Here is a 25,491-nt window from a genome sequence, read left to right as displayed (position 1 = left end):
GCGGAAATCAACATCCAAATTGTACAAACCATAAAAAAAATGTAGGCAAACTCGTTTTCCATCGAGTTTGCCTACAGTCTAGCCCGCCAGTTATATCAGCGGGCTTTCTTCTTCATCAGGAAACCGTTATCGCTGCAGTCTTGGTTTCTGCAAAGACATGAAGCACAGGAACCTCTTCTTTAACCGTCTTAAACTTAAGGACCTTCTGAACCACATCACTTTTCTCTTCGATGATGGTCATCCCTTCCAAAGTAACATTAAAGCTTCCTAAATTTGATTTCAACTCTCCTTCGATCGCCTTACCTGGTGGCAGGGTCAGCTGGACTTTTCCAGTGACTGACTTAGCATGGATCGAATCGCAATCCATCCCTGAATTCGTACAGATGATTTCCCCATTGAAAGTTTGGACATCCAATTTCTTGAAGTACCCATCGGCATTAATCGGTCCATTCAGGGTCTCGGCTTCCAAGTCATTAAAGTTGGTATCTGAAATGGTGATCAACCCATTACCTGTTTCAAGCTCACACGATTCACCCGTACCCTGCATGATATGAATGGCACCATTCGCCGTTTTCGCTTTAAGGTTCTCTGATTTCAATGATTCAGTCGTGATTGCTCCATTGAACATCCTTACATGAATGTCCTCATATTCCTTCCTTGGAATGTACATGATCGTATCAACCTTTATGGATTTTTCACGAACCTTGAACTTCAATTTTCCATTTTCAATCGTAAAATCGACCTCTTCTAAAAAGTTTCTCCTGGCTTCTTCTATATCTTCCACACGGTATACCTTAGCTTGGCATTCAACCCGGACATCATTATGGTCCCATGCGGCGATTTTTATTTTCCCATTTGCTATATCTACATCAACAACATTCAGGAAATCATGATCATGCTGGAAAATATGACTGACCTCCACAGATTTCCCGAAATTGAAATCTAGGTCCGTTTCTTTGATTTTCTTAAAAGCACTTTCAACGAAATCAATAATCTTTTCTTTCGATGACTGGATATTCTTCTTAAACGTATCCTGAGTGCTTCCTTCGCTTTTCTTATCCACGACTACCGTCGATAATTCATTTTGCAATTTCTGCTCTTTAGCTTCACTTTCCTGACTGGCTTTATCTAATTCTTCCAATAGGCCCATGGCTTCTTCCGCTGATAACTTTCCATCCTGAATCATTTCTAAAATCTTCTTTCTTTCCTCCTGCATGAACATTCCTCGCTTTCTTCTATCATTTTATTCATACATACGCCTAGATATCTAAAAAGTTTCATAAATACCGTTTTTCCCATCATTCGACAAAGGGAAATGACAATTTCCGAACAGGAAGATGTATGATTTCCCCGGAAATATCTTGTTTTCCTACTCTTTAATCAAATGATTGATTAAATGCACACCGTCATTTTTCTACAAAAAAACAAGCCTGATGGCTTGTTCTTTTAAGCATGTTCATGCTCAGTTTCTTTTTCTTCAATCCAATTTTCCATGCGAATTTGATCACGGGTAAGTACAGGTTTTAAGTATTTTCCCGTATACGATTCGGAAACTTCACATATTTTTTCAGGTGTTCCATAAGTGACGATCGTACCGCCCTTATCTCCGCCTTCCGGTCCCAGGTCAATAATATGGTCCGCCGTCTTGATGACATCCAGATTATGCTCGATCACCAAAACTGTATCCCCATTGTCAACCAGCCGCTGCAGAACCTGGAGCAGCCTTGCTATATCGTGGACATGAAGTCCGGTTGTTGGTTCATCCAAGATATAAAAGGAGCGCCCAGTGGAACGACGATGCAATTCAGAAGCAAGTTTCACCCTTTGTGCTTCACCGCCTGATAAAGTGGTAGCAGGCTGTCCAAGCTTGATATAACCCAAACCAACGTCAAAAATCGTTTGTAGCTTCCGTTTGATTTTTGGGATATTTTCAAAGAAACTAACGCCTTCCTCAACTGTCATATCGAGAATGTCGGAAATGTTTTTCCCTTTATATTTCACTTCAAGAGTTTCACGGTTATAACGTTTCCCATGACAGATTTCACACGGGACATAGACATCAGGGAGAAAATGCATTTCAATCTTGATAATGCCATCACCACGGCATGCTTCACAGCGGCCGCCCTTCACATTGAAACTGAACCTTCCTTTTTTATAACCGCGGATTTTCGCTTCATTAGTCGAGGCAAACACGTCACGAACATCATCGAATACACCCGTATAGGTAGCTGGATTCGACCGTGGGGTTCTGCCGATCGGTGATTGGTCAATATCAATGACTTTATCTAAATGCTCAATACCCTTGATCTCACGGAAATCGCCTGGTCTGGCTTTTGCCCGATTCAGCTTTTGAGCCAATGATTTATGGAGGATCTCATTCACTAATGTACTTTTCCCTGATCCAGAGACTCCTGTAACGGCTGTAAAGACCCCAAGTGGGAATTTCACATTAACGTTTTTCAAATTATTTTCCTTGGCACCTTTTATCTCAATTACACGACCATCATTTTTCCGGCGTTCCAATGGCAATGGAATGAATTTCTTCCCTGCTAAATATTGGCCCGTTAAGGATTTAGGATTATTCATGACCTCTTCCGGAGTACCAGCGGCCACGATTTCTCCTCCATGTGCTCCTGCTCCAGGACCAACATCGATCAAATAATCCGCAGCAATCATCGTATCTTCATCGTGCTCGACAACAATCAGGGTGTTCCCGATTTCGCGCATATTCTTCAATGTTTCGATTAATCGATCGTTATCCCTCTGATGCAGCCCTATTGAAGGTTCATCCAAGATATAGAGGACTCCCGTCAATCGGGAACCGATCTGCGTCGCCAATCGTATTCGCTGCGCTTCACCGCCTGATAATGTTCCCGCTGCCCTGCTCAACGTCAAATATTCCAAACCTACATTAGCCAGGAAACCAAGCCGCTCACGAATTTCACGTAAAATCAATTTCGCAATTGCAGCTTCCTTTTCAGTCAAATCAAGCTCATCGAAAAATACTAACGCATCTTCCACTGATAAAGCTGTCGTTTCACTTATATGGACCCCTTGAATGAGCACGGAAAGACTCTCTTTTTTCAATCGATGACCCTTACAGGTTGGACAGTGATGTTCTGACATATATTTCTGCATTTGCTCACGAATATAGTCTGAACTCGTCTCCTTGAAGCGCCTTTCGATGTTTCTTAAAACACCTTCAAAAGGAATATATCCTTCTTGCACTCTTCCAAAATCGTTTTTATAACGGAAATATATCTTATCTTTACCTGAACCAAGCAAGACCTTATCCATTTTCTCTTCCGGTAAATCTTTAACGGGCACATCCATATCTATCCCATAATGGTTGGCTACCGCTTCAAGGAGCTGCGGGTAATATTGAGAACTCGTCGGCTCCCATGGCGCAATCGCATGTTGACGGAGGCTTAAATCCTGATTCGGGATGACCAGATCACGGTCCACCTCAAGCCTCGCCCCCAAGCCATCACAATCAGGGCAGGCCCCAAACGGGCTATTGAAGGAAAACATTCTCGGCTCTAACTCTTCAATAGAAAATCCGCAGTATGGACAAGCATGATGTTCACTGAACAGCAGCTCTTCCTCACCCATGACGTCAATGATGACTTTGCCTTCGCCAAGCTGCAAAGCACTTTCCAATGAATCTGCAAGCCTAGCCATGATACCCTCTTTAATGACGATCCGGTCTATGATGACTTCAATCGAATGTTTTTTATTTTTTTCGAGAGTGATCTCCTCACTGAGATCATGCATTTCCCCGTTCACACGAATGCGGACATATCCTTGTTTCTTAACTTCCTCCAAAACTTTTGCATGTGTCCCTTTTCTGCCTGAGACAAGCGGTGCCAATACCTGAAGCTTGGTTCGCTCAGGGTAATCAAGAATGCGGTCCACCATTTGCTCAATCGTTTGTGAGGTGATTTCAATATTATGGATCGGACAGGTCGGTCTTCCGACCCGTGCAAATAACAGCCTTAAATAATCATAGATCTCCGTAACAGTCCCTACGGTTGAACGAGGATTTCGACTGGTCGTTTTCTGGTCTATGGAAATGGCTGGTGACAAACCTTCAATCGCATCGACATCCGGTTTATCCACTTGGCCTAAGAATTGACGGGCATAAGCGGAAAGTGATTCTACATAACGTCTTTGCCCTTCTGCATAAATCGTATCAAAAGCCAAGGAAGACTTTCCAGATCCCGATAATCCGGTCAGCACAACAAGTTTGTCTCTCGGTATCGTGATATCAATATTCTTTAAATTGTTGGCCCTGGCACCTTTTATCACAATTTTATCCATTGCCATGTTTCGTCACCCTTCCGCTTTTAACTCTAGTAATAAATCACGCAGCTCGGCAGCTCGCTCGAAGTCCAGTGCCTTTGCCGCTTCTTTCATTTCTTTTTCCATGCTTGCCATCACTTTTAAACGCTCTTTTTTAGGAAGCTTCGCGAGGCTTGGTGCAAGGTCTTCCTTATACTCTTCGCTTTCTTCGGCTACATGAGTCGCCCTTATGGAGTCACGGATATCCTTTTGAATGGTTTGAGGCATTATTCCATGCTCTTTATTATAATTTCCCTGGATTTCACGACGCCGGCTCGTTTCATTGATGGCAAGTTCCATCGAATTCGTGATGCGGTCTGCATACATGATGACGTGGCCGTTGGAATTACGGGCTGCACGGCCCATCGTTTGAATAAGCGAACGTTCCGAGCGAAGGAACCCTTCTTTATCGGCATCCAGAATGGTCACTAACGACACTTCCGGAATATCCAGGCCTTCCCTTAAAAGATTGATTCCAACGAGTACATCATATTTGCCCATTCGAAGTTCCCGAATGATTTCTATCCTTTCCAAGGTCTTCACTTCCGAATGAAGATATTGGACCTTAATGCCGATTTCCTTTAAATAATCAGTTAAATCTTCAGACATCTTTTTCGTCAAGGTCGTAATGAGCACACGCTCGTTCTTTTTGACGCGCTCATGTATTTCACCGATCAAGTCATCTATCTGCCCTTCAATAGGCCTCACTTCTACCGTCGGATCCAGCAATCCGGTAGGACGGATGATCTGCTGAACCATTTCTGGCGTATGTTCGAGTTCATATGGTCCCGGAGTTGCCGAAACGAATATGGATTGATGGACCTTTTTTTCAAATTCTTCAAATCTTAGCGGGCGGTTATCTTTTGCAGACGGCAGACGGAAGCCATGATCGACTAGCACTTGCTTACGCGCCTGATCGCCATTGAACATTCCGCGGATTTGCGAAAGGGTTACGTGTGATTCATCCACGACCAATAGGAAGTCCTCTGGAAAGTAATCTATTAAAGTGTATGGTGTCGCACCTGAGGGACGAAGGGTTAAATGGCGGGAATAGTTCTCGATCCCTGAACAAAAGCCCATTTCCCGCATCATTTCCAAATCATAACGGGTCCGCTGCTCCAAGCGCTGTGCTTCAAGGAGTTTTTCATCTTCCCTTAATTCCTTCAATCGCTCTTCCAATTCCGTTTCGATATTTTGAATGGCTATCCGCATTTTCTCTTCGCGGGTTACGAAGTGGGAAGCCGGGAAAATGGCGATATGTTCACGTTCACCAGTAATTTCACCAGTCAGGGCATCGACTTCACGGATACGGTCAATCTCATCCCCGAAAAACTCCACCCGTACGCAATGTTCATCACGTGAGGCCGGGAAAATTTCGACCACGTCGCCGCGAACGCGGAAAGTCCCCCTTTGGAAAGCAATATCATTCCTCTCATATTGAATATCCACGAGTCTGTGCAGCAAGGCATTCCGTTCTATTTCCATGCCTGTTCGGAGGGAAACAACCATCTCCCGGTACTCTTCAGGAGAACCGAGTCCATATATGCACGAAACACTGGCAATGATGATGACATCTTTCCTTTCGAACAAAGACGAAGTTGCCGAGTGACGCAGTTTATCGATTTCATCATTGATGCTTGCATCTTTTTCGATGAAGGTATCCGTGGATGGAACATAAGCTTCTGGCTGGTAATAATCATAATAGCTAACGAAGTATTCAACGGCATTATTAGGGAAGAACTCTTTGAACTCACTGTAAAGCTGCCCTGCCAACGTTTTATTGTGGGCAATGACAAGAGTCGGTTTATTGATTCTTTGGATCACATTGGAAACGGTGAACGTTTTCCCTGTCCCCGTTGCACCCAATAACGTCTGCATTTCCTTGCCTTCCTTAATCCCTTCGACCAGCATTTCAATTGCTGCCGGTTGATCTCCTTGAGGAGAGTATTTTGAGACTAACTCAAACTTATCCTTCACCAAGCATAGCCTCCTATTGAAATATTTTTATATGAAAACGGGACATGCCTATATCCCTTCTATTTATTCCGGTTTAATAAAGCATATATACACATTCTACCACAATAGCCTTAAAACAAACCAGTAATAAGCGAACATCCATTCTATTTTTAGGTTACGGACTTCATGATGTGTTGAGGGGAATGACACGTTTGAGTACAAAAAAAGCACCTTTAGTGTCAGGCGCTCTTGGATGTACGTTTCATCATTCTTTTTGATAACCAAAATCCCACTGTCAGGGATAAGGCATCGACGATGATCAATAAGTTTGTATGCGTATAACCTTTATATGCGGAAGCTGTAATCAAGGCAACAGTTAAAACAAGGCCTACGACATTGTTATAGGTGACTCTTGAAAATAGCATGACAAGTAGACAAGGAAGGAAAAGGGCAGAAAGAATTTTAATCATTTTTTCATCTCCTTTATAAGAGAAAAATAGAGTAGTTTCAGTTTAAATGATTATGAGGTTTTTTGCCAATCAATTTCCCACTTGATTTTCAAGGCATCATCAGGAGAACATTCCACACATCCATCAATTATGCCCATTAAAAAAAAGAGGCAAACCCCTTTAAAGGGAAGTTTGCTTCTTTTCACTCCAATCAATATGGATCCGCTTCATGTCCTTTTTTAACGGCGTCCTCAGGGTTATCCGTCCCACCCAAAGGTTTTGAAGAGTCCGTATGTTCAGAAGCCGTGGCCAGTCCCTCTTTCAATCTGCGGCCATACTCTTCATCGGCTTCTTCGGCAAGTGCTATCATTTTTTCCTGAATGCGCTTGTCGGCAGGAGCCAATGCCGCCACTAAATTGGAAATTAAATCGTCTTTTTCCCAATCCTCGAATTCACGGAATGTTTCACCAGCCTGTTTCGTATTGTTCTGGCGATCGATTGTCTCACGAACAAGCTTCCCTTCCACCATAGGTGTATACTCCTTGCCCGTCTGCTTGGCTTCTTTCAAGCCGCCGACGGTTGATGGTTCGTAGTTGATGTGCGGGCTTTGACTGCCTCTGCCAACTTCATATTGCATCTGTCCGCCAGTCTGATTCGTGGCTGTTGGTTTCTTTGGAGCATTAATTGGCAATTGCAGATAATTCGCGCCAACACGGTGACGTTGTGTATCGGAATAAGAGAATGTACGTCCCTGTAACATCTTGTCATCAGAAAAGTCCAGTCCATCCACTAGGACACCCGTGCCGAATGCAGCCTGTTCGACTTCAGTGAAATAGTCTTCAGGGTTTTTATTCAATACCATCGTACCGACATGCAGCCATGGGAACTCATCTTTCGGCCAGATCTTCGTATCATCCAGCGGATCAAAATCCAACTCAGGATGATCATCATCACTCATGATCTGTACGTTGAGATCCCATTCAGGATAGTCCCCGCGTTCAATCGCTTCATATAGATCCTGTGTGGCATGATTGAAATTCGTAGCTTGAATTTCATTTGCCTCTTGCTGTGTCAGGTTCTTGATCCCTTGTTTCGGTTCCCAGTGATACTTGACAAGCACGGCTTTCCCTTCCTCATTCACCCATTTATAAGTATTGACCCCTGATCCTTGCATCATGCGGTAGTTAGCTGGAATGCCCCATGGGGAAAACACAAAGGTAACCATATGGAATGTTTCAGGCGAACTCGAGCAAAAATCGAAAATCCTCCTGCCGTCCTGAATATTCGTGACCGGATCCGGTTTGAAGGCATGAATCAAATCCGGGAATTTCATGGCATCTCGGATAAAGAAAATTTTCAGGTTATTTCCTACAAGATCCCAGTTTCCATCTTCCGTATAAAATTTGACGGCAAATCCCCTGGGATCACGTAACGTTTCCGGGGACGTCCCTCCATGAATAACGGATGAAAATCTCACGAATACCGGGGTTTTTTTACCTTCTTCCTGAAAAACCTTCGCTCTCGTATATTTTGAAGTCGGCTCGTCCCCCGCTTTACCGGTCGGAACGAAATAACCATGTGCACCTGCACCACGGGCATGCACAACCCGTTCAGGGATACGCTCCCTATCGAAGTGGCTGATCTTTTCCAGAAAATCATAGTTCTCAAGTGTACTAGGTCCTCTGTTCCCTACAGTTCTAAGACTCTGGTTATTCGTTACCGGGTGCCCTTGCCTGTTCGTTAATGTTTCTTTCGATTCATCATTTGGTTTTTTGGATTTATCGGACAAAAAAATCCCTCCTCTGTTAATAAAAGCCATACCATACTTTCCCCTATTCCCTATATTTCACTCTTCAATCTTCAAATTTAATTGAAATTAGTTAAATAAGTACTTTTCCCCTCATGCCATTAACAACTTGAAGCTTCTAGTAGAAACATGGAGTAAGCATACCCATTTTTGTATATGTCAACAGCACTCCATTATAATGAACTAAGGATAAATAATTCAAAAAGCGGGGTGCCTTCATTGGACGAATCAATATTAGGAAGACTTGGCAGGATGATGACCGGAAAAACCAGTCGTTGGGTTGTCATTGCTGTGTGGATAATTGCAGCAATCGCATTAACCTTCACATTGCCTGCCGTTAATGATCGAACAGTAAATAATGCCGCAGACTTGCCTGAAGACTCACCTTCAGTCGTGGCTGATGAACTTATTAAAGAAGAGTTTCCTAACTCCTCTGGATTACCTGCCCTACTTACATGGCATCGGGAAGGTGGACTGACAGAAGCCGACTTGGCCGAAATCCAGTACCTTTCCAAAGAACTGACAGATAGACCATTGACACAGCAATCTTTTTTACCGCCGCTCCATGAAATTCCGTTGCCTGCTCTTCAAGAATCGGTTTCAGAAGATGGAACGACTTTCGTACAGCCGCTTTTCTTTAAAGAAAAGACCGAGACTGAAATTCTCGAAAAAAATCTTGAGAGCATTAATGAAGCCGTATCGGAACACATTGGATCGGACCCATTCAAGGTCTCGACGGATTCAGATGAATTATCCCTTCGAGTGACAGGTCCTGTAGGGATATCCGTCGATGCAACGGGTTTATTTTCAGGTGCAGATTTCAAATTGCTATTAGCGACAGTAATACTTGTACTTGTCGTGTTATTACTCATTTACCGCTCCCCGCTTTTAGCCATCATTCCTCTAATCGGAGTTGGCTTCGCCTATATTGTCACGAGCCCGATCCTTGGATTCATGGCAGATCATGGTTGGATTACAGTCGATTCACAGGCCATTTCAATCATGACCGTATTATTATTCGGTGCCGGAACGGATTATTGTCTATTTTTAATTTCTCACTACAGAAGTGAATTAAGAAATCATGAAAGCAAACGGAAAGCCATGATCGCCGCATTTAAAGATTCATCAGGCGCCATTGCGATGAGCGGCCTTACGATCGTCATCTCCCTGCTAACATTGCTTGTAGCCAAATACGGAGCCTACCACCGTTTCGCTGTACCATTCAGCTTGTCCATTTTAATCATGATACTGGCAGCTTTAACACTTGTACCGGCATTGCTTTCTGTATTCGGAAGGGCTTCGTTCTTCCCAATCGTTCCGCGTACACCAGAAATGGAAGAAGCACGGGCAAGGAAAAAGGGAAAAGCCGTCAAAAAGCATAAAGAAGGACGCATCGGTAACTGGATTGGACATATCGTCACAACCAAGCCATGGACCGTCATTCTTACATGCCTGATCATTTTCAGTGTTTTAGCTGGATATTCTTCACAAATAAAATATTCATATGATATTCTCTCTTCCTTCCCTGAAGATATGAACTCCCGTGAAGGCTATTCTGTCATTTCCGACTCGTACTCACCTGGCGAACTGGCACCGGCCAAAGTGGTTGTCGATACGGATGGGGAAGATATCGATTTAGCGCCGGCATTAGAGGGGATGAATATTGTTGAAAGTGTTGCCGATCCAGTCACAAGTAAATCCAATAAAGATCTGCAATCCTATGAGGTCACATTCAACATCAACCCATATGATATCGATGCCATTGATTCCATTCCGGAAATCCGCACAATGGCGGAGAAAGAATTGAAGGCCGCCAATATATCTTCCGTCGATGAAAAGGTTTGGATTGGCGGGCAAACTGCGACGCAATTCGATAAAAGGGATACCGTAAAATCCGATGAATTCATGATCATCCCGATCATCATCGTCCTGATTTCCTTGCTCCTTTTAGCCTACTTGCGATCTGTGACAGCGATGGTGTATTTAATGGGGACAGTCATTCTCTCATTCTTTGCAGCTATGGGCTTAGGTTGGATAATCCTGCACTATTTCATGGGTGTCGATGCCATAGAGGGGACAATTCCACTTTATTCTTTTGTATTCCTGGTTGCACTTGGAGAAGATTATAACATTTTCATGGTTTCAAGCATTTGGCGTAAGAAAGAAACAATGCCCATCAAGCAGGCCATCAGAAAAGGCGTTGCCGAAACTAGCGGTGTCATCACATCCGCCGGAATAATCTTGGCAGCCACTTTTTCCGTTCTTGCCACACTTCCGATTCAAGTATTGGTTCAATTCGGGCTCATTACTGCTCTTGGTGTGTTAATGGATACATTCATTGTGCGCCCGTTCCTTGTTCCTGCGATCACCGCCCTACTTGGCCGCCATGCATTTTGGCCGAGTAAAGTGACCAATCAGGAAGAGAAAGAACATGCCAATTAATATAGTTAGTCAGCTTTAAACTTCTACATAAGAAAAAACCCTGTGCCCCATAAATACACAGGGTTTTTCATATTTTCTAAATTAAGGAAAACTTTCAGTTGACACTATTGCTTCCACCTCTTATAATTACATTAAGTTAAGATATCTCAAATTAAAGATATATAAATTCAAGATTATTAATTAGGAGGAATAAACATGACAAATACAAAATGGACAGTCGACCCGACTCACAGTGCTATTGAATTTTCCGTAAAACATATGATGATCGCTAAAGTAAAAGGAAGTTTTAATAAGTTCGAAGCAAGCATTTTAGCAAACCCATCGGATCTAACAACTGCTGAAATCGATTTTACCGTTGATGTGGCCAGTATTGACACACGGAATGCAGATCGGGATAATCACTTGCGTTCCGCTGACTTTTTTGATGTAGAAAAAAATCCTACATTAACATTCAAATCAACAAAAATCGTGAAAACGAATGAAGATGAATACGATGTAACTGGAAATGTGACTCTTAATGGAATCACACAAGAAGAAACTTTCAGCATCACCTTCGAAGGCCAAGGGAAAGATCCATGGGGAAATGAAAAAGCAGGATTTAGCGGAAAAGGGAAAGTAAAACGCAGTGATTATGGCCTTACCTATAACGCGGCATTAGAAACAGGCGGCGTACTGATCGGCGATCAAATCACGCTTACCATTGAAATCGAAGCAGCTAAAGAAGCTTAATGAAAAGAAGAAGCAGCCATCCCTAGGATGGCTGCTTCTTTCTACATTTACCGGATTTATGAATTCCTCGTTTTATATAGTAAATAAATGAAGTATGGTGCCCCGATGCTCGCTGTGAAGACGCCAGCCGGTATTTCCAAAGGTGAGAATAAGGTCCGCCCAATCAAATCCGCCACCATAACCAGGATGCCACCAAGCAAAGCTGAAGTGGGCAGTAACACTCCAAAACTCGAACCAACCAGCCTTCTGGCCATGTGTGGTGCCATTAATCCCACAAATCCTATTCCTCCAGCAAAAGCGGTAGAACCACCAATCAAGGCCGTACTGATCATCAATAACGTAAACCGCTGTTTTTGGACATGTCCCCCAAGCCCCGTTGCAAGGTCATCGCCTAGCTCCTGTAAATTAATATTTCTGGCATACAGGAAGGCGATTAACAGGAATAGAATCGTCCATGGTGCCAGTACAGCGATATTATTCCAGGTGGAGTTAGACACTGACCCCGTGATCCAAAGGTTTGCCTGGCTCGCTTGATAGACGGGGCCAAGAATCATCATTATCGTAGTGAGTGCCTTCATTAAAGCCATCACCCCAATCCCGATCAACACAAGTCTTATCGGGGGAACTCCATTTTTCCAGGCTAAGGAATAAACAAGAAAGGCCACGACTGTCGCCCCAATGAATGCAGCTAACGGCAGCCAATTGATGCTCACTGTTAAAGAATGATTCTTATCGCTAAAAATGGCCAAGAATCCAACGACCGCTACAGTCGCTCCTCCTGTTATCCCCAAGATATCAGGCGAAGCAAGTGGATTTCGAATCATCCCTTGAAGGATTCCTCCAGCTACAGCAAGGCCCATCCCTACCAACAGGGCAACAATTATTCTAGGCAGACGGAAAGATTGGATGATAAGCCGATCACTCTCCGTCCCCCCTCCGAAAAGGACTTGGAGGACACTTAACGGATTTATATTCATTTCACCCAATCCAGTACTAATCACAAACACTAGTGAAGTGACTAAAAATAATATAAAAATCACGATCATAGCTTTTTTATCCATCAAGAATGAAATTTTTTCATTAAACAAACGAAAGCTCTTATATGACTTCATCGACCGCTGAACCCCTTTCTGGCTATATAAATAAAGAATGGGGTCCCGATTATGGCTGTCATGACTCCAACCGGAACTTCTTGAGGCATCAGGATATACCTGGATATGACGTCGGCTGCAATCAAAAGCACCGCCCCGAAAAGTCCGGAGAACGGAATCAACCAGCGATGATCGATGCCTACTATAGAACGGGTAAGATGCGGAACGACGATTCCTATAAAGCCAATCGGACCCGCAACCGCTACTGATCCGCCAGCGAGCAGGATGATTGCCAGCCCCAGAACCAGTTTAAGGAATACTATATTCAGTCCAAGACCTTTTGCAACATCTTCACCCATGGACAAAACATTCATTTTACCGGACATGATCAAGGCAAGGCCCCAACCTACGACAAGATAAGGCAGGACAGCAACTAAATTGTCCAGACTTCTGCCGGAAACGGATCCGGCAAGCCAGAATAGGACTTGGTCTAAAAGGGCCTCATTAGAAACAAGAAGACCTTGTGTAAGTGAAGCTACCATGGCCGTCATGGCTGCACCAGCCAATGTCAGCTTCATCGGTGTCAAGCCGCCGCGTCCCATGCTTCCAATCATATATATGCTTATCGCGGCTATGGCCGCCCCTATGAATGACAGCCATGTGAATACTTGAAGATTACTTATCCCAAAAACGGTGACCCCAGTGACCACCGCCAATCCCGCCCCGGCGTTGACCCCGAATATATCTGGAGAGGCGAGGGGGTTTTTAGTTAGCGTTTGCATCAAAACCCCCGAGATGGCTAAACTTGCACCAATTGCCGAAGCAATCAAGGCACGCGGAAGTCTGACTGATTGAATGACAATGTGTTCATTCGTCCCATTGAAATGGGTAAAAGCATCGATGGCCATTTTCCAGGTTGTATCTGTATAACCGTATACAATGCTTGAGCACAGTAAAAACAGCAGCAAAAGAATGGTAATGAACAGCCCCATCCATTTCTGCCATGAATTTTTTAATAACATATCCAGTTACCTTTCCAATCACGTTTGTATATCATCATTTAATTCAATTGTACTGGCGTAAACAGGATTATGTCAACGAATTTGAGAATCATTTTCAATTATATATTGACAGAAAAGTATATTCATTTTATGATGGTGCTGTTAAGTGCGAATGATTATCATTTGCCGGAAAATTGGGAGGGATACATAGATGTTTAGATTTAAGTCATTATTAACGATTTTTACAATATTTGCAGTCTTCCTTCTAGCAGCTTGCGGGAATTCGGATGATAAAGCCGAAAATAAAGCTGAAGACAAGAAAGAAGAGAAAAGCTACACAATTGAGCATGCCATGGGTACTGCCGAGTTGAAAGAAACACCTAAAAGAGTGGTCGTTCTAACAAATGAAGGCACTGAAGCATTGCTTGCTTTAGGAATTAAACCTGTTGGTGCCGTTCAATCATGGCTTGGTGACCCTTGGTACGACCATATTAAAGATGATATGGATGGGGTCGAAGTTGTTGGTGTTGAACATGAAGTTAACTTAGAGAAAATCGCATCACTGAAGCCTGACTTGATTATCGGAAGCAAGATACGCCAAGAAGCTGTATATGATAAATTAAATGCAATCGCCCCTACCGTTTTATCGGAAACGCTAAGAGGAGATTGGAAAGAAAACTTTAAACTATATGCAAAAGCCTTGAACCTTGAAGAAAAAGGTAACGATGTAATTGCAGAATTCGATAAACACACAGAAGATCTTAAAGCTAAATTGGGTGATAAAGTAAATCAAGAAGTTTCCATTGTTCGTTTCATGGCTGGAACTACTCGTATTTATTACACAGATTCATTCTCTGGAGTGATTTTCGATCAATTAGGATTTAAACGTGCAGAACAACAGAAGGAACTATTCACTGCAGATAATAAATTAGGTAACCTTGCCATTGAGGTAGGGAAAGAAGTCATCCCTAAAATGGATGGAGATATTCTCTTCTATTTCACATACGCTCCTGAAGGGGACAAACAAGCCCTAAGCACTGCAAAAGAATGGACCAATGATCCACTTTGGAAAAACCTTGACGCAGTTAAAAATGGAAAAGCTTATGAGGTTAGCGACGCTACTTGGAATACAGCTGGCGGCGTAATTGCAGCTAATAAAATGCTAGATGATATAGAAAAAATCATGCTTGAAAAGTAATATTCATACTAAGAAACGGCCTTTCTCGATATATAAATCGAGAAAGGCCGTTTCATTTTTTCAAATTCATTTCAATTGAGGTTTTGTCTCTTCATCGAAATAAAAGTATATTGTAATTATTATTAGCCTACATGAAATCGTCTCGGCAACTATTTACTTCTATAACGATCACATCAAGAATAATAGGTCCGAAAAAAATTATTAGCTTGGAATTACGACAGTATTCCAAGTGATTATGAAAAATCACAATTACCCTGCTTGTCCACTTTCTTTCAATTGATCGTCAACAAACAGTATGCCTAATTCGTAATGCTCGCCGTCAAATTTGTATATGTCAATGAATTTGAGAATCATTTTCAATTATATATTGACAGAAAAGTATATTCATTTTATGATGATGCAGGTAAGTGCGAATGATTATCATTTGCTCTAAATTTGGAGGGATACATAAGATGTTTAAGATTAGATCACTTTTTACTATTATTTCTTTATTTGCAGTCTTCCTACTAGCAGCTTGCGGAAGTTCGAATGATCAAGCAGAAGGAAACAAGGTTGATGACAAAAAAGAAGATACAAGCTATACAATTGAGCATGCAATGGGAACTACAAAATTAGAAAAACAACCTGAAAGAGTCGTCGTTCTTACAAATGAAGGTACAGAAGCATTACTAGCTTTAGGAGTAAAACCAGTTGGAGCTGCTCAATCTTGGACTGGAGATCCTTGGTACGATCATATTAAAGAAGATATGGATGGCGTTGAAGTTGTTGGTGTTGAGCATGAGGTAAACTTAGAGAAAATTGCAGCATTAAAACCTGATTTAATTATCGGTACTAAAATTCGCCAGGAAGCCGTATATGACAAATTAAGTGCCATTGCTCCTACTGTTTTTTCAGAAACACTTAATGCAGATTGGAAAGGAAACTTTAAATTATATGCAAAAGCATTAAACCTTGAAGAAAAAGGAAACGATGTAATTGCTGAATTCGATGCCCACACAGAAGATGTAAAAACTAAACTGGGCGATAAGGTAAATCAAGAAGTTTCTGTAGTTCGTTTTATGGCTGGAACAACACGTATTTATTACACAGATACATTCTCTGGAGCAATTTTGGATCAATTAGGATTTAAACGTGCAGAGCAGCAGAAAGAACTATTTACTGCAGATAATAAACTTGGAAACTTTGCTATTGAGGTAGGAAAAGAAGTTATACCTAAAATGGATGGAGATATTATTTTCTACTTCACATACGCACCTGAAGGTGACAAACAAGCCCTAAGTACAGCAAAAGAAATGACAAATGATCCTCTTTGGAAAAACCTAGATGCAGTGAAAAAAGGAAATGCATATGAGGTTAATGACGCATTTTGGAATACGGCTGGCGGTGTTATTGCAGCTAACAAAATGCTAGATGATATAGAAAAAATAATGCTTGAAAAGTAATAACACAGGTTTAAAATCCTGCTGAAAAAGGCCTTTCTCGATATAATTCGAGAAAGGCCTTTTATTTTATATTAATATGTCATTAACCCACTTGTCCGCTTTCCTTCAATTGATCATCAACGAACAAGATGCCCAATTCGTAATGCTCCCCGTCAAAAAGAGCTCTTTGCACAAAACGAATCTGTTCATTATTATCGATGACCTCAAGCTTGCAATGTGCCCTGTTTATTTGGAGCGCCCTGTATAACTCTTCTTCTTCCCTGACGACGACCCCATTTATTTTCGAAATGACCTCGCCTTTTAGCAACCCCATTTTATCTGCCGGAGATTGAGGGATAACGCCTAAAATCTGGACACCCAGCTTACTTTTCGAAAAATAAAAAGGAAGCTTTTGATCCATTGCCTTTTGGGAATAATGCAGGAATTCACGACCGAGGATTGCTAAAACGGCCGTTATTATTGCCAATGGAGGGTACCAGTAACCAACTGCCGCCAATAGCGTAATCACAAATCCCAATGCCCCTACCTTTTTGCCTTGCGCCCTAATGGCCAGTTCCGGGAGCGTCCCTTGAACTTTTTGCTTAAAGCCGATTAAAATGGGCAGTACGATCGGCGACAGGGACATATCCCCGATTGAAAAAACCGGATACCATTCGAAAGGCATCGGAAGTTGTCCTCCAGGAATCAAAACGAACATGGGAATTAGCCAGATTCGCTGTGAAACATACACACCTATCGGCTGCCCCCTCCTGGATACCTCCAACTGAGGAGAGACCTTTTTACTTCCATTGCCAACAATCAAAAACCCTTCAACAATCAGTAATAACCCTATTAAAATGACAAGTGTCGGATATACGGACCGATCCAGCTGATTAAAAGCATCCTGAAATAACGTCAGCTTGATATCTCTATCATATAAAAAGAAAAGGATAAAGAAGGTGAGCCCCACTGTATAAACGGGGGAAACAAACCTCTTTTTCATGGATAGCATGGACAAAACCGTAACCACTAACATGATGAACAGCGCCGCCAAAGGAATGGCGAGTCCAGTAGCCAGCGTGAGGAAGGAAAGGATCAATCCCCATACCAATCCTTGAGGTAACATCGAACGCAGCTCCATGGAAAAACTGTAGATCTTCGTATTAAAATCATGGCGTTCCCGTTTAACGCGAAGATAGCCGATGAATAAACAATAGGCAATCGAAACATAAAGCAAAGGATGAAGGAAGAGTTTTCCTAATCCCATTAAGCATGCAATCAGCCAATCCGTTGTCAATTTCTTTCCACCATCCTCAAAAGTAATCAAAATTTTGTAAAATCTCGTTCTGGTCAGTTACCTCCTATTCTATCAAAAATGTAACCTTCATGCCTATTAAGATGCAGAAAAAGTAGCATTCCCTTAAGTTTCTTCTATACTGCCTTCATGTTCGCAGACGGGGCTCGATCAAATGCAAAAAACACCGCCCCAAAGGGGAACGGTGCCATCGAGTTATTTCACTAAATAATTCAAAGCCGTGCGTAACTGAATATCATTATCTTCATCCTGGATTTTTTCCAGAATGACGGATTCCAAATGTGCTGCGGTTTTAGCGTCCAGCTTACCCGTCACTTTCAGGCCAAATTGTTTTTGGAATGCTTTTACTGCGATTTCTGTACTCCAATCATAATATCCATCCTCACGACCCGGTTCAAATCCAAGTCCTTTCAGAATGCTTTGGGCATACTGGATTTGTTCATCATTCATATCCCGCTGCAAGACCTTCTCAATGGCCAGCTGATGGGCACCAAAATAATCCGGCTGTTTTACTTTAATTGTCGGTTCGATCCCTTTTTTATGGATCCAGTTCCCTGAAGGCGTCAGCCACTTATATAACGTAAGTTTAATCTTACTGCCATCACCCATAGGAACAGCTTGCTGTACTGTCCCTTTCCCGAAGGTCTTCTCGCCGACCAATGGATAGCCTCCAGCCTCTTGCATCGCGCCGGCAAGGATTTCCGAAGCTGAGGCGCTGCCTTTATCCGTCAAGACGGCAATGGGATAACTTTTCGCTTTCTTAAGGCTTGTAAAAAACGATTGTGTTTCCCCCGTTCTTTCCGCAATTTGCAAATAGGGCTTGTCTTTTGTGATAAACTCTCCAAGAATCGTTTCCACACTAGAAAGAAGGCCACCTGGGTTGCCGCGTACATCTATGACCAAGCCCTTGATTCCCTTCTTTTCCAGCTCCTTCATCTGCTTTTTGAAATCACTCGCAGTATTTTCCGAGAATGTGGTCAACTCGATATAACCGATTTGTTCTCCGGCGACTTCCTTAATTGATGAAAATACGGTATCCAATGGAATTTCGGCACGCACCATATTGAATTCAAGTGAATTATTCACCCCTGCCCGCTTTATTTCCATTTTGACGGGTGACCCTTTTTTGCCGCGGATTTTCAGGCGTGTTTCATATAGATCCAAACCTTCTACACTCTCACCATTCACCTTAAGGATTTGATCTTTCGGCTTTAATCCAGCTTTTTCAGCAGGCGAATCTTTGTAGGGAGAAACAATTATGACCTTACCATCTTCCATTCCAATTTCAGTCCCTATCCCTTCAAAAGATGAGTCCAGGGTTTCGTTGAACTGCTTAGCGGTATCCTTGTCCATATATACGGAATAAGGATCTTTCAGCGCAGACAGCATGCCTTGGATGGCACCCTCTACCAGGTTGGAACCATCCACCTGTTCTACATACTGACTTACGATCAAACCGTAAGCTTGTTCCACCTTTGCCCATTCCTTATCCTTTAATATTGCTTGGCCTTCATCCTTTGCTTCATTCTTGGCCGGAAGGCTTGTCCAATATATGCCCCCCACTGCTCCAATGGCTAGTGACATGACGATTGCTAGAGGAAGTACCCATTTTTTGACCATATTTATCCCCATTTCTGACCTGATATGTATTTCACTATATGAGGGGATATGAAAGAATATGCATATAGAAAATGGTGACACCACACAAAAAAACAGACAAGGAATTTATCCTTGTCTGTTTTTCCATTGATATATTGGGTATTAAATATTTATATAGTTTAATGGATTAACAGCATTTGACTTGCTATAATTCCATGGGCCTTTATGTAGCTCAAAGTGTAAATGCTGACCGTATGAATGTCCTGTGTTACCCATGATGCCAATTTGTTGACCTTTGGCAACAACAGCACCTTCGCTTGCTTGTCTAGAGCTTAAGTGTGCATACACAGTAGTCCATTGCTGACCGCCGATTGAATGGGTAACGAAGACGACGTTACCGTATGAACTTGAGAAGTAAGAACGGCTTACGACTCCGTCCGCTGCCGCTACAACTGGAACCGTTCCACTAGCAGCGATATCGATGCCGGCATGCTGTTTATTCCAACGTTCACCCATTGTTGAAGATACATATCCTGCACTTGGTCTAGTGAAAGTACCCGATGATACAGCTGGCACTGAGCTTACATTAGACGATGAGTGTGAAGGTGATGATGATGATGAACTGTTGCTTTTTGCACTATATCCTGAAGAGGACGATTGTTTTTTTGATTCGGATGTTTGTGATGCTGCTTGGGCTGCTTGGGCTGCCGCTTGTGCCGCTTCTTGCTCTGCACGTTTTTTCGCTTCGGCTGCCGCTTTTTTACGAGCTGCTTCCAATTCGGCAAGACGTTGATGCTCTAAGCTGATGGCTGATTTGATGGCTTTTTCTTGAGCAGCAAGATTCGCTTTCTCTTCCTCTAGACCCATCTTCTCATCTTCATGTTTTTTAGTTTGTTGCTTTAATTTCTTAACCAATGCATCCTTTTCTTGCTTCTGCTGTTTTTGTTGCTTTTGAATTTCCAATAGTTCAGCTTTTGCCACTTCTAAACTGGCAAGCTTCGTTTCAACAGCTTTTTGCTTTTCTTCCAGATCCTTTTTATCCAGCTCATGCTCTTTTAAAATATCCCGGTCGGCTTCAGCAATTGTCGCTACAGCTCCGACACGGTCAACTAAATCTCCAAAACTGGATGATCCGAATAATACTTCAAGGTAGTTCACGTCCCCGCCAGTCTCCTGGAAAGAAAGTGCCCTTTCTTTCAATACTTCATTACGTTTGGCGATCCGCTCTTTTAATACTTTAATCTCTTCTTTCAATGCCTCGATTTCTTTTTTCGTTTGTGTAATTTCAGCATTTTTAGCATCGATTTTTTTTGCGGACTCTGCAATTTTCGCTTCAATAGCAGCGATTTGTTCTTCTGCTGTCATTTGCTTATCTTGCAGGTTATCGATTTTCTTCTCCGTTTCGGAAATATTCGATTCAACACCCGAACGTTTTTCCTGGATCGATTCTTTCTGTTTTTCTAAGTTCGAGATCGACTCGGCATAAACCGAAGGTGCCGCTAAAATGCTTCCCAACCCGATCATAATGGAGGCATTCATGGCAATGATATTTTTTTTCAACGTTTCATTTCCCCTTTCAACCCGTTACATCCTTGCCTTGTAACGTCTCTCTATTTATATCCGGCTTCTTTTGGCTTTCGAGTAAACATACACTTTTATACTTTCAAGAACTTCCTGACGGACATCAAGCTGCCCCATATCCCGATAACGGCACCAATTACGATGAGGATGGCTGAAACTTGATAAATAAACGGATTTGCTGGCAGGAAATCTATGAATTTGAACGTAATCTGCGGTGCTGCATATTTATAAAGATTGTAGTAGAGTACTGCAACCAGACCTATGGGAATGATGGAACCGAGGACTCCCAACCAGAGTCCTTCCAAGAAGAATGGCCAACGGATGAACGTATTCGTTGCTCCTACCAATCTCATGATCTCAATTTCTTTTCTTCTAGCTACAATGGTAATTTTAATCGTATTCGAAATCAGGAACATTGCAGTAAATAGTAAACCTACAATAAGAACGATCCCTATGTTTCTAGCAATATTAACAAAGCTGAATAGTTTCTCGACGTAGCCTTGTCCATATTTAACACTTTGGATATACTCAAAACCTTCGATTTTTTTTGCCACCTTGATGACATCTTGCGGAGATTTCGTTTTGATAACATAAACGTCCCTTAATGGGTTATCTTGTTCAAATGGTTTAAAAGCCTCACCATTATCTCCTAAATCATCTATTAAATTAGTAAGCTCTTCATCTTTAGGAGAGAAAATCACTGATTCAATGCCGTCCATCTCCGTAATTTGCTTACCGATAGCTTTTATATCGTCATCATTCGCCGCATTATCAATATGTGCACGAACTTCGACATCTTTCTCCACATTTCCCGCGATATGATTTAAATTCATCATGAGCACTAAAAAGACGCCAACCAATGTTAGAGTGACCGTTACTGCACTGACTGAAGCAAACGTCATCCATCCATTACGGCCAATATTTTTAAAACTTTCACGGAAGTGACGGAGCAATGTTCTAAATTTCATATCCGTAATCACCTCGATGTTCATCGCGAACTATTTTTCCACTTTCAATGGCAATGACACGTCGTTTAATATTGTTGACGATGTCCCTATTATGAGTGGCCATGACAAGTGTAGTTCCGCGTTTATTAATTTCTTCAAATATGTTCATGATTTCCCATGATGTTTCGGGATCAAGATTACCTGTAGGCTCGTCGGCTATGACTACCTTAGGATCATTGACGATCGAACGGGCTATTGCAACCCTTTGCTGTTCCCCACCAGATAACTCGGAAGGCAGCATTCTTGCTTTATGTTTAATGCCTACCAGATCAAGGACTTCCATGACTCTCTTTTTGATTTCTTCTGGTTCCTTTTCAATAACTTCCATGGCAAAAGCAACATTTTCATATACAGTGAATGTTTGAAGGAGTTTAAAATCTTGGAATACCATACCGATATTACGGCGGAATAGAGGAACTTTCGAATTGCGGATACTTGGCAGGCTAAGGCCATTGACCAAGATATTACCGCTTGTAGGCTTTTCTTCCCTATACATCATTTTGATGAAGGTCGATTTTCCGGCACCGCTCGGACCCACTACATAAACGAACTCGCCTGCCTTTATTTTCACATTGATTCCATTAATGGCAATTACGCCATTTGGATATGTCTTTTTCACATCTATCATTTCTATCATTCTAAAACCACCTAATTTGCTTGGATTATCACTATGTACCTACAGCTTTTTCGACAATTTTCATTGAAATCTGACAGGAATCTCTCTTACTTGAGCACAGGAACATTATAACATCATATTTTGTCAAATTAAGCATAAAAAATATTACAGTTTCATTTCAGTTAGACATATATCAACATCTATGTAATAATTCTAAGATTTGATTGCTTGATAAGGGGTTAAATGTGAGTTTTTTCGAGGTTTAATGGAGGCTAAATGAAACGTCCTGCTAAGCAGAACGTTTCATTAATCATTACTTATGTCCAGCAAGCCATTCAGCGACCATGCTCGCTTCCTTACCCTGGATTATTCCTTTTGGCATTCCACCTTGGCCATTAGCAATGACTTTTTCGATGTCTGCTTTCGATAGCTTCGAACCGACCTTCGTTAAATTCGGTCCAACGCCGCCTTCAAGATTCACTGCATGACAACTTGAACATTTGTTTTCATAAATTTTTGCGGCATCACCAGCACCTGCCGTAGTCGTTTCATTATTTTCACCTGCAGGCTCTTTATCTGCAGCATCATCGTTTCCACCGCATGCAGCCAAGGTCAAAGAAGTACCCAAAACTAAGGCTAACCATTTCTTTTTCATTGAATTTACCCCCTCTGATTTATACCAGCACAAGAACATTATACCAATTTCAATCCAGTTTAAAACCCTCCCCGAGTACCTCCGATGCGTCCATTACAATTACAAACGCTTTAGGGTCAACGAGTTTCACCAATTGTTTCAATTTGGTGAATTCCGACTGGTCTATTACGCACATCAAAATTGGACGAGTATCATCCGTATAGCCGCCATACCCGGATATGCCTGTTACGCCCCGGTCCAGCTCATGTATGATAGCATCCCTTACTTCCATTTCTTTATTCGTGATAATTAGTGACATCTTGGACCGGTTCAATCCAATCTGGACGAGGTCGATCGTCTTGCTTGTCACATATAATCCTATTAATGCATAAAGCCCTTTTTCAATATCAAAAACAATGGCAGCACTTAAAACGATGATTCCATCAATGACAGCCACACAGGTCCCTAATGACAGATGGGTATACTTATGGAAAATCTGTGCCGCTAAATCGGTCCCCCCTGTGGAACCCTTTCCGCGAAAGACGATCCCCAGCCCCAGTCCGACCATCATCCCCCCGCAAATCGAACCAAGCAATGCATCATTCGTCCATGCATCCCAATCCTTTGTCAGAAATACCACTAAAGGCAAAAATAAGGTTCCAATCAGGCTTTTGGCTCCGAAATGTCTTCCAAGGATAATAAGCCCCGCTATGAACAAAGGGATATTAAAACCCCAAAGTACATAGGCCGGCTCCCAACCGAGGGTTGAATCCAGTATCGTGCTAATCCCGCTGACCCCGCCAGATGCGACCTGGTTAGGCAGTAAGAATACATTAAAACCAATGGCAATTATGGCCGAACCGACAATCACCAATCCATACTCCATTAACTTTTGAATTAAAGGGTGCTTCCGCTCCCGGTATCTTTTCTTCATTTTGCATAAGTCTCCTCGAACCATCATTATTATCTAGTATTGGCCGAACGAGGTAGAGCATCCCTTTTCAATCCTGTAAATGTCAGCCAGAAGATTCATTAAAAAGGAAAACATAAAAAAGCCGGACCGGGAAACCGGTCCGACTGGCTGATCTTATAATTTTGAACGCAAGTACGCATCAATGAACATATCGATATCTCCATCCATGACTGCTCCCAAGTTTCCGGTCTCGGCACTAGTACGGTGATCTTTAACCATGGAATACGGATGGAAAACATAAGAACGAATTTGGCTTCCCCAGCCAATTTCCTTTTGCTCACCACGGATTTCATCCAAATCCGCTTGTTGCTGTTCAATTTCACGTTGATACAATTTGGCTTTTAGCATATTCATGGCTTGGGCCTTGTTTTTGATTTGAGATCTCTCGTTTTGGCACGTTACCACGGTGTTCGTAGGTATATGGGTGATCCGGACTGCCGAGTCAGTTGTATTGATATGCTGACCGCCTGCACCACTTGCCCGGTACGTATCGACTTTCAAATCTTCCGTGCGGATTTCTATATTAATCGTTTCATCGAATTCCGGCATGACTTCACATGAAACGAATGAAGTATGGCGTCTCCCTGAAGAATCGAAAGGAGAAATCCGGACAAGACGGTGTACTCCTTTTTCCGCTTTCAAATAACCATAGGCGTTATGGCCTTTGAAAATTAAAGTGACACTCTTGATTCCAGCTTCATCACCTGGAAGGTAATCAAGGGTTTCCACTTTAAAGCCTCTTTTTTCACCCCATCTGGTATACATACGCAGCAACATGGAACCCCAATCCTGGGACTCCGTTCCGCCTGCACCAGGATGCAGTTCAAGAATGGCATTTTTCGAGTCATATTCTTCACTTAGTAAAAGTTGAAGTTCAAAGTCATTCATCTTTTGTGAAAGAACCGTGATTTCTTCTTCCAGCTCAGCCAAAAGTTCTTGATCATTCTCCTCTTTCACTAATTCATATGTCAAATCCAGATTTTCATATGATTCATTCAGATCGGACAATTGATTGACTTGTTCTTTCAAAGCATTCGTTTCATTGATGACAGTTTGTGCTTTTTGCTGATCATTCCAAAAATCGGGATGTGTCATCTCATTTTCAAGCTGTGCGATTCGTGCCTCTTTTTCATCTAAGTCAAAGAGACCCCCTAAAGTCCGTTAATCGTTGCGCTGTCCGTTCAAGTTCATTTCTTATTTCTGCTAATTCCATTTCTCTTCACCTCATTAAGTATGTTAAAAAAATCCCTGAAGAAGGATTCGCTTCATTACACAAATAAACCTCTTCAAACTATATGCAAATATATTGCTTTATGCAAACTAAACATGAA

General features: G+C 42.2%; 19 protein-coding genes. 4 read left to right on the top strand and 15 right to left on the bottom strand.

Features of this window, described 5'->3' with window-relative positions; genetic code table 11:
• Nucleotides 1-115 precede the first annotated feature (115 nt).
• From BS1321_RS13850 to BS1321_RS13830, 5 genes are all read right to left on the bottom strand, one after another.
• The gene (locus tag BS1321_RS13850) at nucleotides 116-1,216 is read right to left on the bottom strand and encodes a DUF4097 family beta strand repeat-containing protein (protein WP_063234135.1); all 1,101 of its coding nucleotides are present in this window, start codon (nucleotides 1,214-1,216) and stop codon (nucleotides 116-118) included.
• A gap of 230 nt (nucleotides 1,217-1,446) precedes the next feature.
• Complete coding sequence (gene uvrA / locus BS1321_RS13845; protein WP_063233938.1) at nucleotides 1,447-4,326, bottom strand: excinuclease ABC subunit UvrA; 2,880 nt, start codon at nucleotides 4,324-4,326, stop codon at nucleotides 1,447-1,449.
• 6 nt (nucleotides 4,327-4,332) lie between these two features.
• A complete protein-coding gene (uvrB, locus tag BS1321_RS13840; RefSeq protein WP_063234134.1) occupies nucleotides 4,333-6,318 on the bottom strand; it encodes an excinuclease ABC subunit UvrB in 1,986 nt (661 codons plus the stop codon).
• A 218-nt stretch (nucleotides 6,319-6,536) separates the two neighbouring features.
• On the bottom strand, nucleotides 6,537-6,767 hold the full coding sequence (locus BS1321_RS13835) for a CsbA family protein (RefSeq protein WP_034309928.1): 231 nt from the start codon (nucleotides 6,765-6,767) through the stop codon (nucleotides 6,537-6,539).
• A 190-nt stretch (nucleotides 6,768-6,957) separates the two neighbouring features.
• Nucleotides 6,958-8,565: a catalase gene (locus tag BS1321_RS13830; RefSeq protein WP_063233937.1), complete on the bottom strand. Its 1,608-nt coding sequence runs from the start codon at nucleotides 8,563-8,565 to the stop codon at nucleotides 6,958-6,960.
• A 207-nt stretch (nucleotides 8,566-8,772) separates the two neighbouring features.
• On the opposite strand from BS1321_RS13830, the gene BS1321_RS13825 reads away from it, so the two are divergent.
• Both BS1321_RS13825 and BS1321_RS13820 read left to right on the top strand, forming a co-directional pair.
• Nucleotides 8,773-10,995 (top strand): MMPL family transporter, encoded by a 2,223-nt coding sequence (locus BS1321_RS13825; protein WP_081112968.1) that lies wholly within the window; start codon nucleotides 8,773-8,775, stop codon nucleotides 10,993-10,995.
• A 195-nt stretch (nucleotides 10,996-11,190) separates the two neighbouring features.
• Complete coding sequence (locus tag BS1321_RS13820) at nucleotides 11,191-11,724, top strand: YceI family protein (RefSeq protein ID WP_063233935.1); 534 nt, start codon at nucleotides 11,191-11,193, stop codon at nucleotides 11,722-11,724.
• A 56-nt stretch (nucleotides 11,725-11,780) separates the two neighbouring features.
• Here the strand turns inward: BS1321_RS13820 and BS1321_RS13815 are convergent, their stop codons facing one another.
• Nucleotides 11,781-12,836, bottom strand: a complete 1,056-nt coding sequence (locus BS1321_RS13815) for a FecCD family ABC transporter permease (protein ID WP_063233934.1) — start codon at nucleotides 12,834-12,836, stop codon at nucleotides 11,781-11,783.
• Entirely contained in the window at nucleotides 12,833-13,837 is a 1,005-nt protein-coding gene (locus BS1321_RS13810; protein WP_063233933.1) for a FecCD family ABC transporter permease, read from the bottom strand. The genes BS1321_RS13815 and BS1321_RS13810 overlap by 4 nt, the downstream gene beginning before the upstream one ends.
• 190 nt (nucleotides 13,838-14,027) lie before the next feature.
• On the opposite strand from BS1321_RS13810, the gene BS1321_RS13805 reads away from it, so the two are divergent.
• Both BS1321_RS13805 and BS1321_RS13800 read left to right on the top strand, forming a co-directional pair.
• The gene (locus tag BS1321_RS13805) at nucleotides 14,028-15,014 is read left to right on the top strand and encodes an ABC transporter substrate-binding protein (RefSeq protein ID WP_063233932.1); all 987 of its coding nucleotides are present in this window, start codon (nucleotides 14,028-14,030) and stop codon (nucleotides 15,012-15,014) included.
• Nucleotides 15,015-15,466: 452 nt separating this feature from the next.
• Entirely contained in the window at nucleotides 15,467-16,456 is a 990-nt protein-coding gene (locus tag BS1321_RS13800; protein ID WP_063233931.1) for an ABC transporter substrate-binding protein, read from the top strand.
• An 82-nt stretch (nucleotides 16,457-16,538) separates the two neighbouring features.
• On the opposite strand, the gene BS1321_RS13795 is transcribed toward BS1321_RS13800, so the two are convergent.
• The 8 genes from BS1321_RS13795 to prfB all read right to left on the bottom strand — a co-directional run bounded on the left by BS1321_RS13795 (nucleotide 16,539) and on the right by prfB (nucleotide 25,373).
• Nucleotides 16,539-17,732 carry a PDZ domain-containing protein gene (locus BS1321_RS13795; protein WP_063234133.1) on the bottom strand — a complete coding sequence of 398 codons (1,194 nt, stop codon included), beginning with the start codon at nucleotides 17,730-17,732 and terminating at the stop codon, nucleotides 16,539-16,541.
• Between the two features lie 213 nt (nucleotides 17,733-17,945).
• Entirely contained in the window at nucleotides 17,946-19,370 is a 1,425-nt protein-coding gene (locus BS1321_RS13790; protein ID WP_063233930.1) for a S41 family peptidase, read from the bottom strand.
• A gap of 141 nt (nucleotides 19,371-19,511) precedes the next feature.
• Nucleotides 19,512-20,909 (bottom strand): murein hydrolase activator EnvC family protein, encoded by a 1,398-nt coding sequence (locus BS1321_RS13785; protein ID WP_063233929.1) that lies wholly within the window; start codon nucleotides 20,907-20,909, stop codon nucleotides 19,512-19,514.
• Between the two features lie 95 nt (nucleotides 20,910-21,004).
• Nucleotides 21,005-21,898: a permease-like cell division protein FtsX gene (gene ftsX / locus BS1321_RS13780; protein WP_063233928.1), complete on the bottom strand. Its 894-nt coding sequence runs from the start codon at nucleotides 21,896-21,898 to the stop codon at nucleotides 21,005-21,007.
• Nucleotides 21,888-22,574 carry a cell division ATP-binding protein FtsE gene (ftsE, locus tag BS1321_RS13775; protein ID WP_063233927.1) on the bottom strand — a complete coding sequence of 229 codons (687 nt, stop codon included), beginning with the start codon at nucleotides 22,572-22,574 and terminating at the stop codon, nucleotides 21,888-21,890. Before ftsE ends, ftsX begins: the two co-directional genes overlap by 11 nt.
• Nucleotides 22,575-22,866: 292 nt before the next feature.
• On the bottom strand, nucleotides 22,867-23,208 hold the full coding sequence (gene cccB / locus BS1321_RS13770) for a cytochrome c551 (RefSeq protein ID WP_063233926.1): 342 nt from the start codon (nucleotides 23,206-23,208) through the stop codon (nucleotides 22,867-22,869).
• A gap of 49 nt (nucleotides 23,209-23,257) precedes the next feature.
• Nucleotides 23,258-24,073, bottom strand: coding sequence for a YitT family protein (locus tag BS1321_RS13765; RefSeq protein ID WP_373459006.1), 816 nt, complete (start codon nucleotides 24,071-24,073; stop codon nucleotides 23,258-23,260).
• A 201-nt stretch (nucleotides 24,074-24,274) separates the two neighbouring features.
• Nucleotides 24,275-25,373 (bottom strand): peptide chain release factor 2 gene (gene prfB / locus BS1321_RS13760; RefSeq protein ID WP_230159762.1). Its coding sequence is split into 2 segments (ribosomal slippage): nucleotides 24,275-25,309 and nucleotides 25,311-25,373, totalling 1,098 coding nucleotides; the frame shifts between segments, so codons are not numbered across the junction.
• Nucleotides 25,374-25,491: the final 118 nt, after the last annotated feature.

Source organism: Peribacillus simplex NBRC 15720 = DSM 1321, from assembly GCF_002243645.1.
Taxonomy (GTDB): domain Bacteria; phylum Bacillota; class Bacilli; order Bacillales; family DSM-1321; genus Peribacillus; species Peribacillus simplex.
Note: the sequence above shows the minus strand (reverse complement) of the source record. Positions and strands in the feature narration are given on the sequence as shown.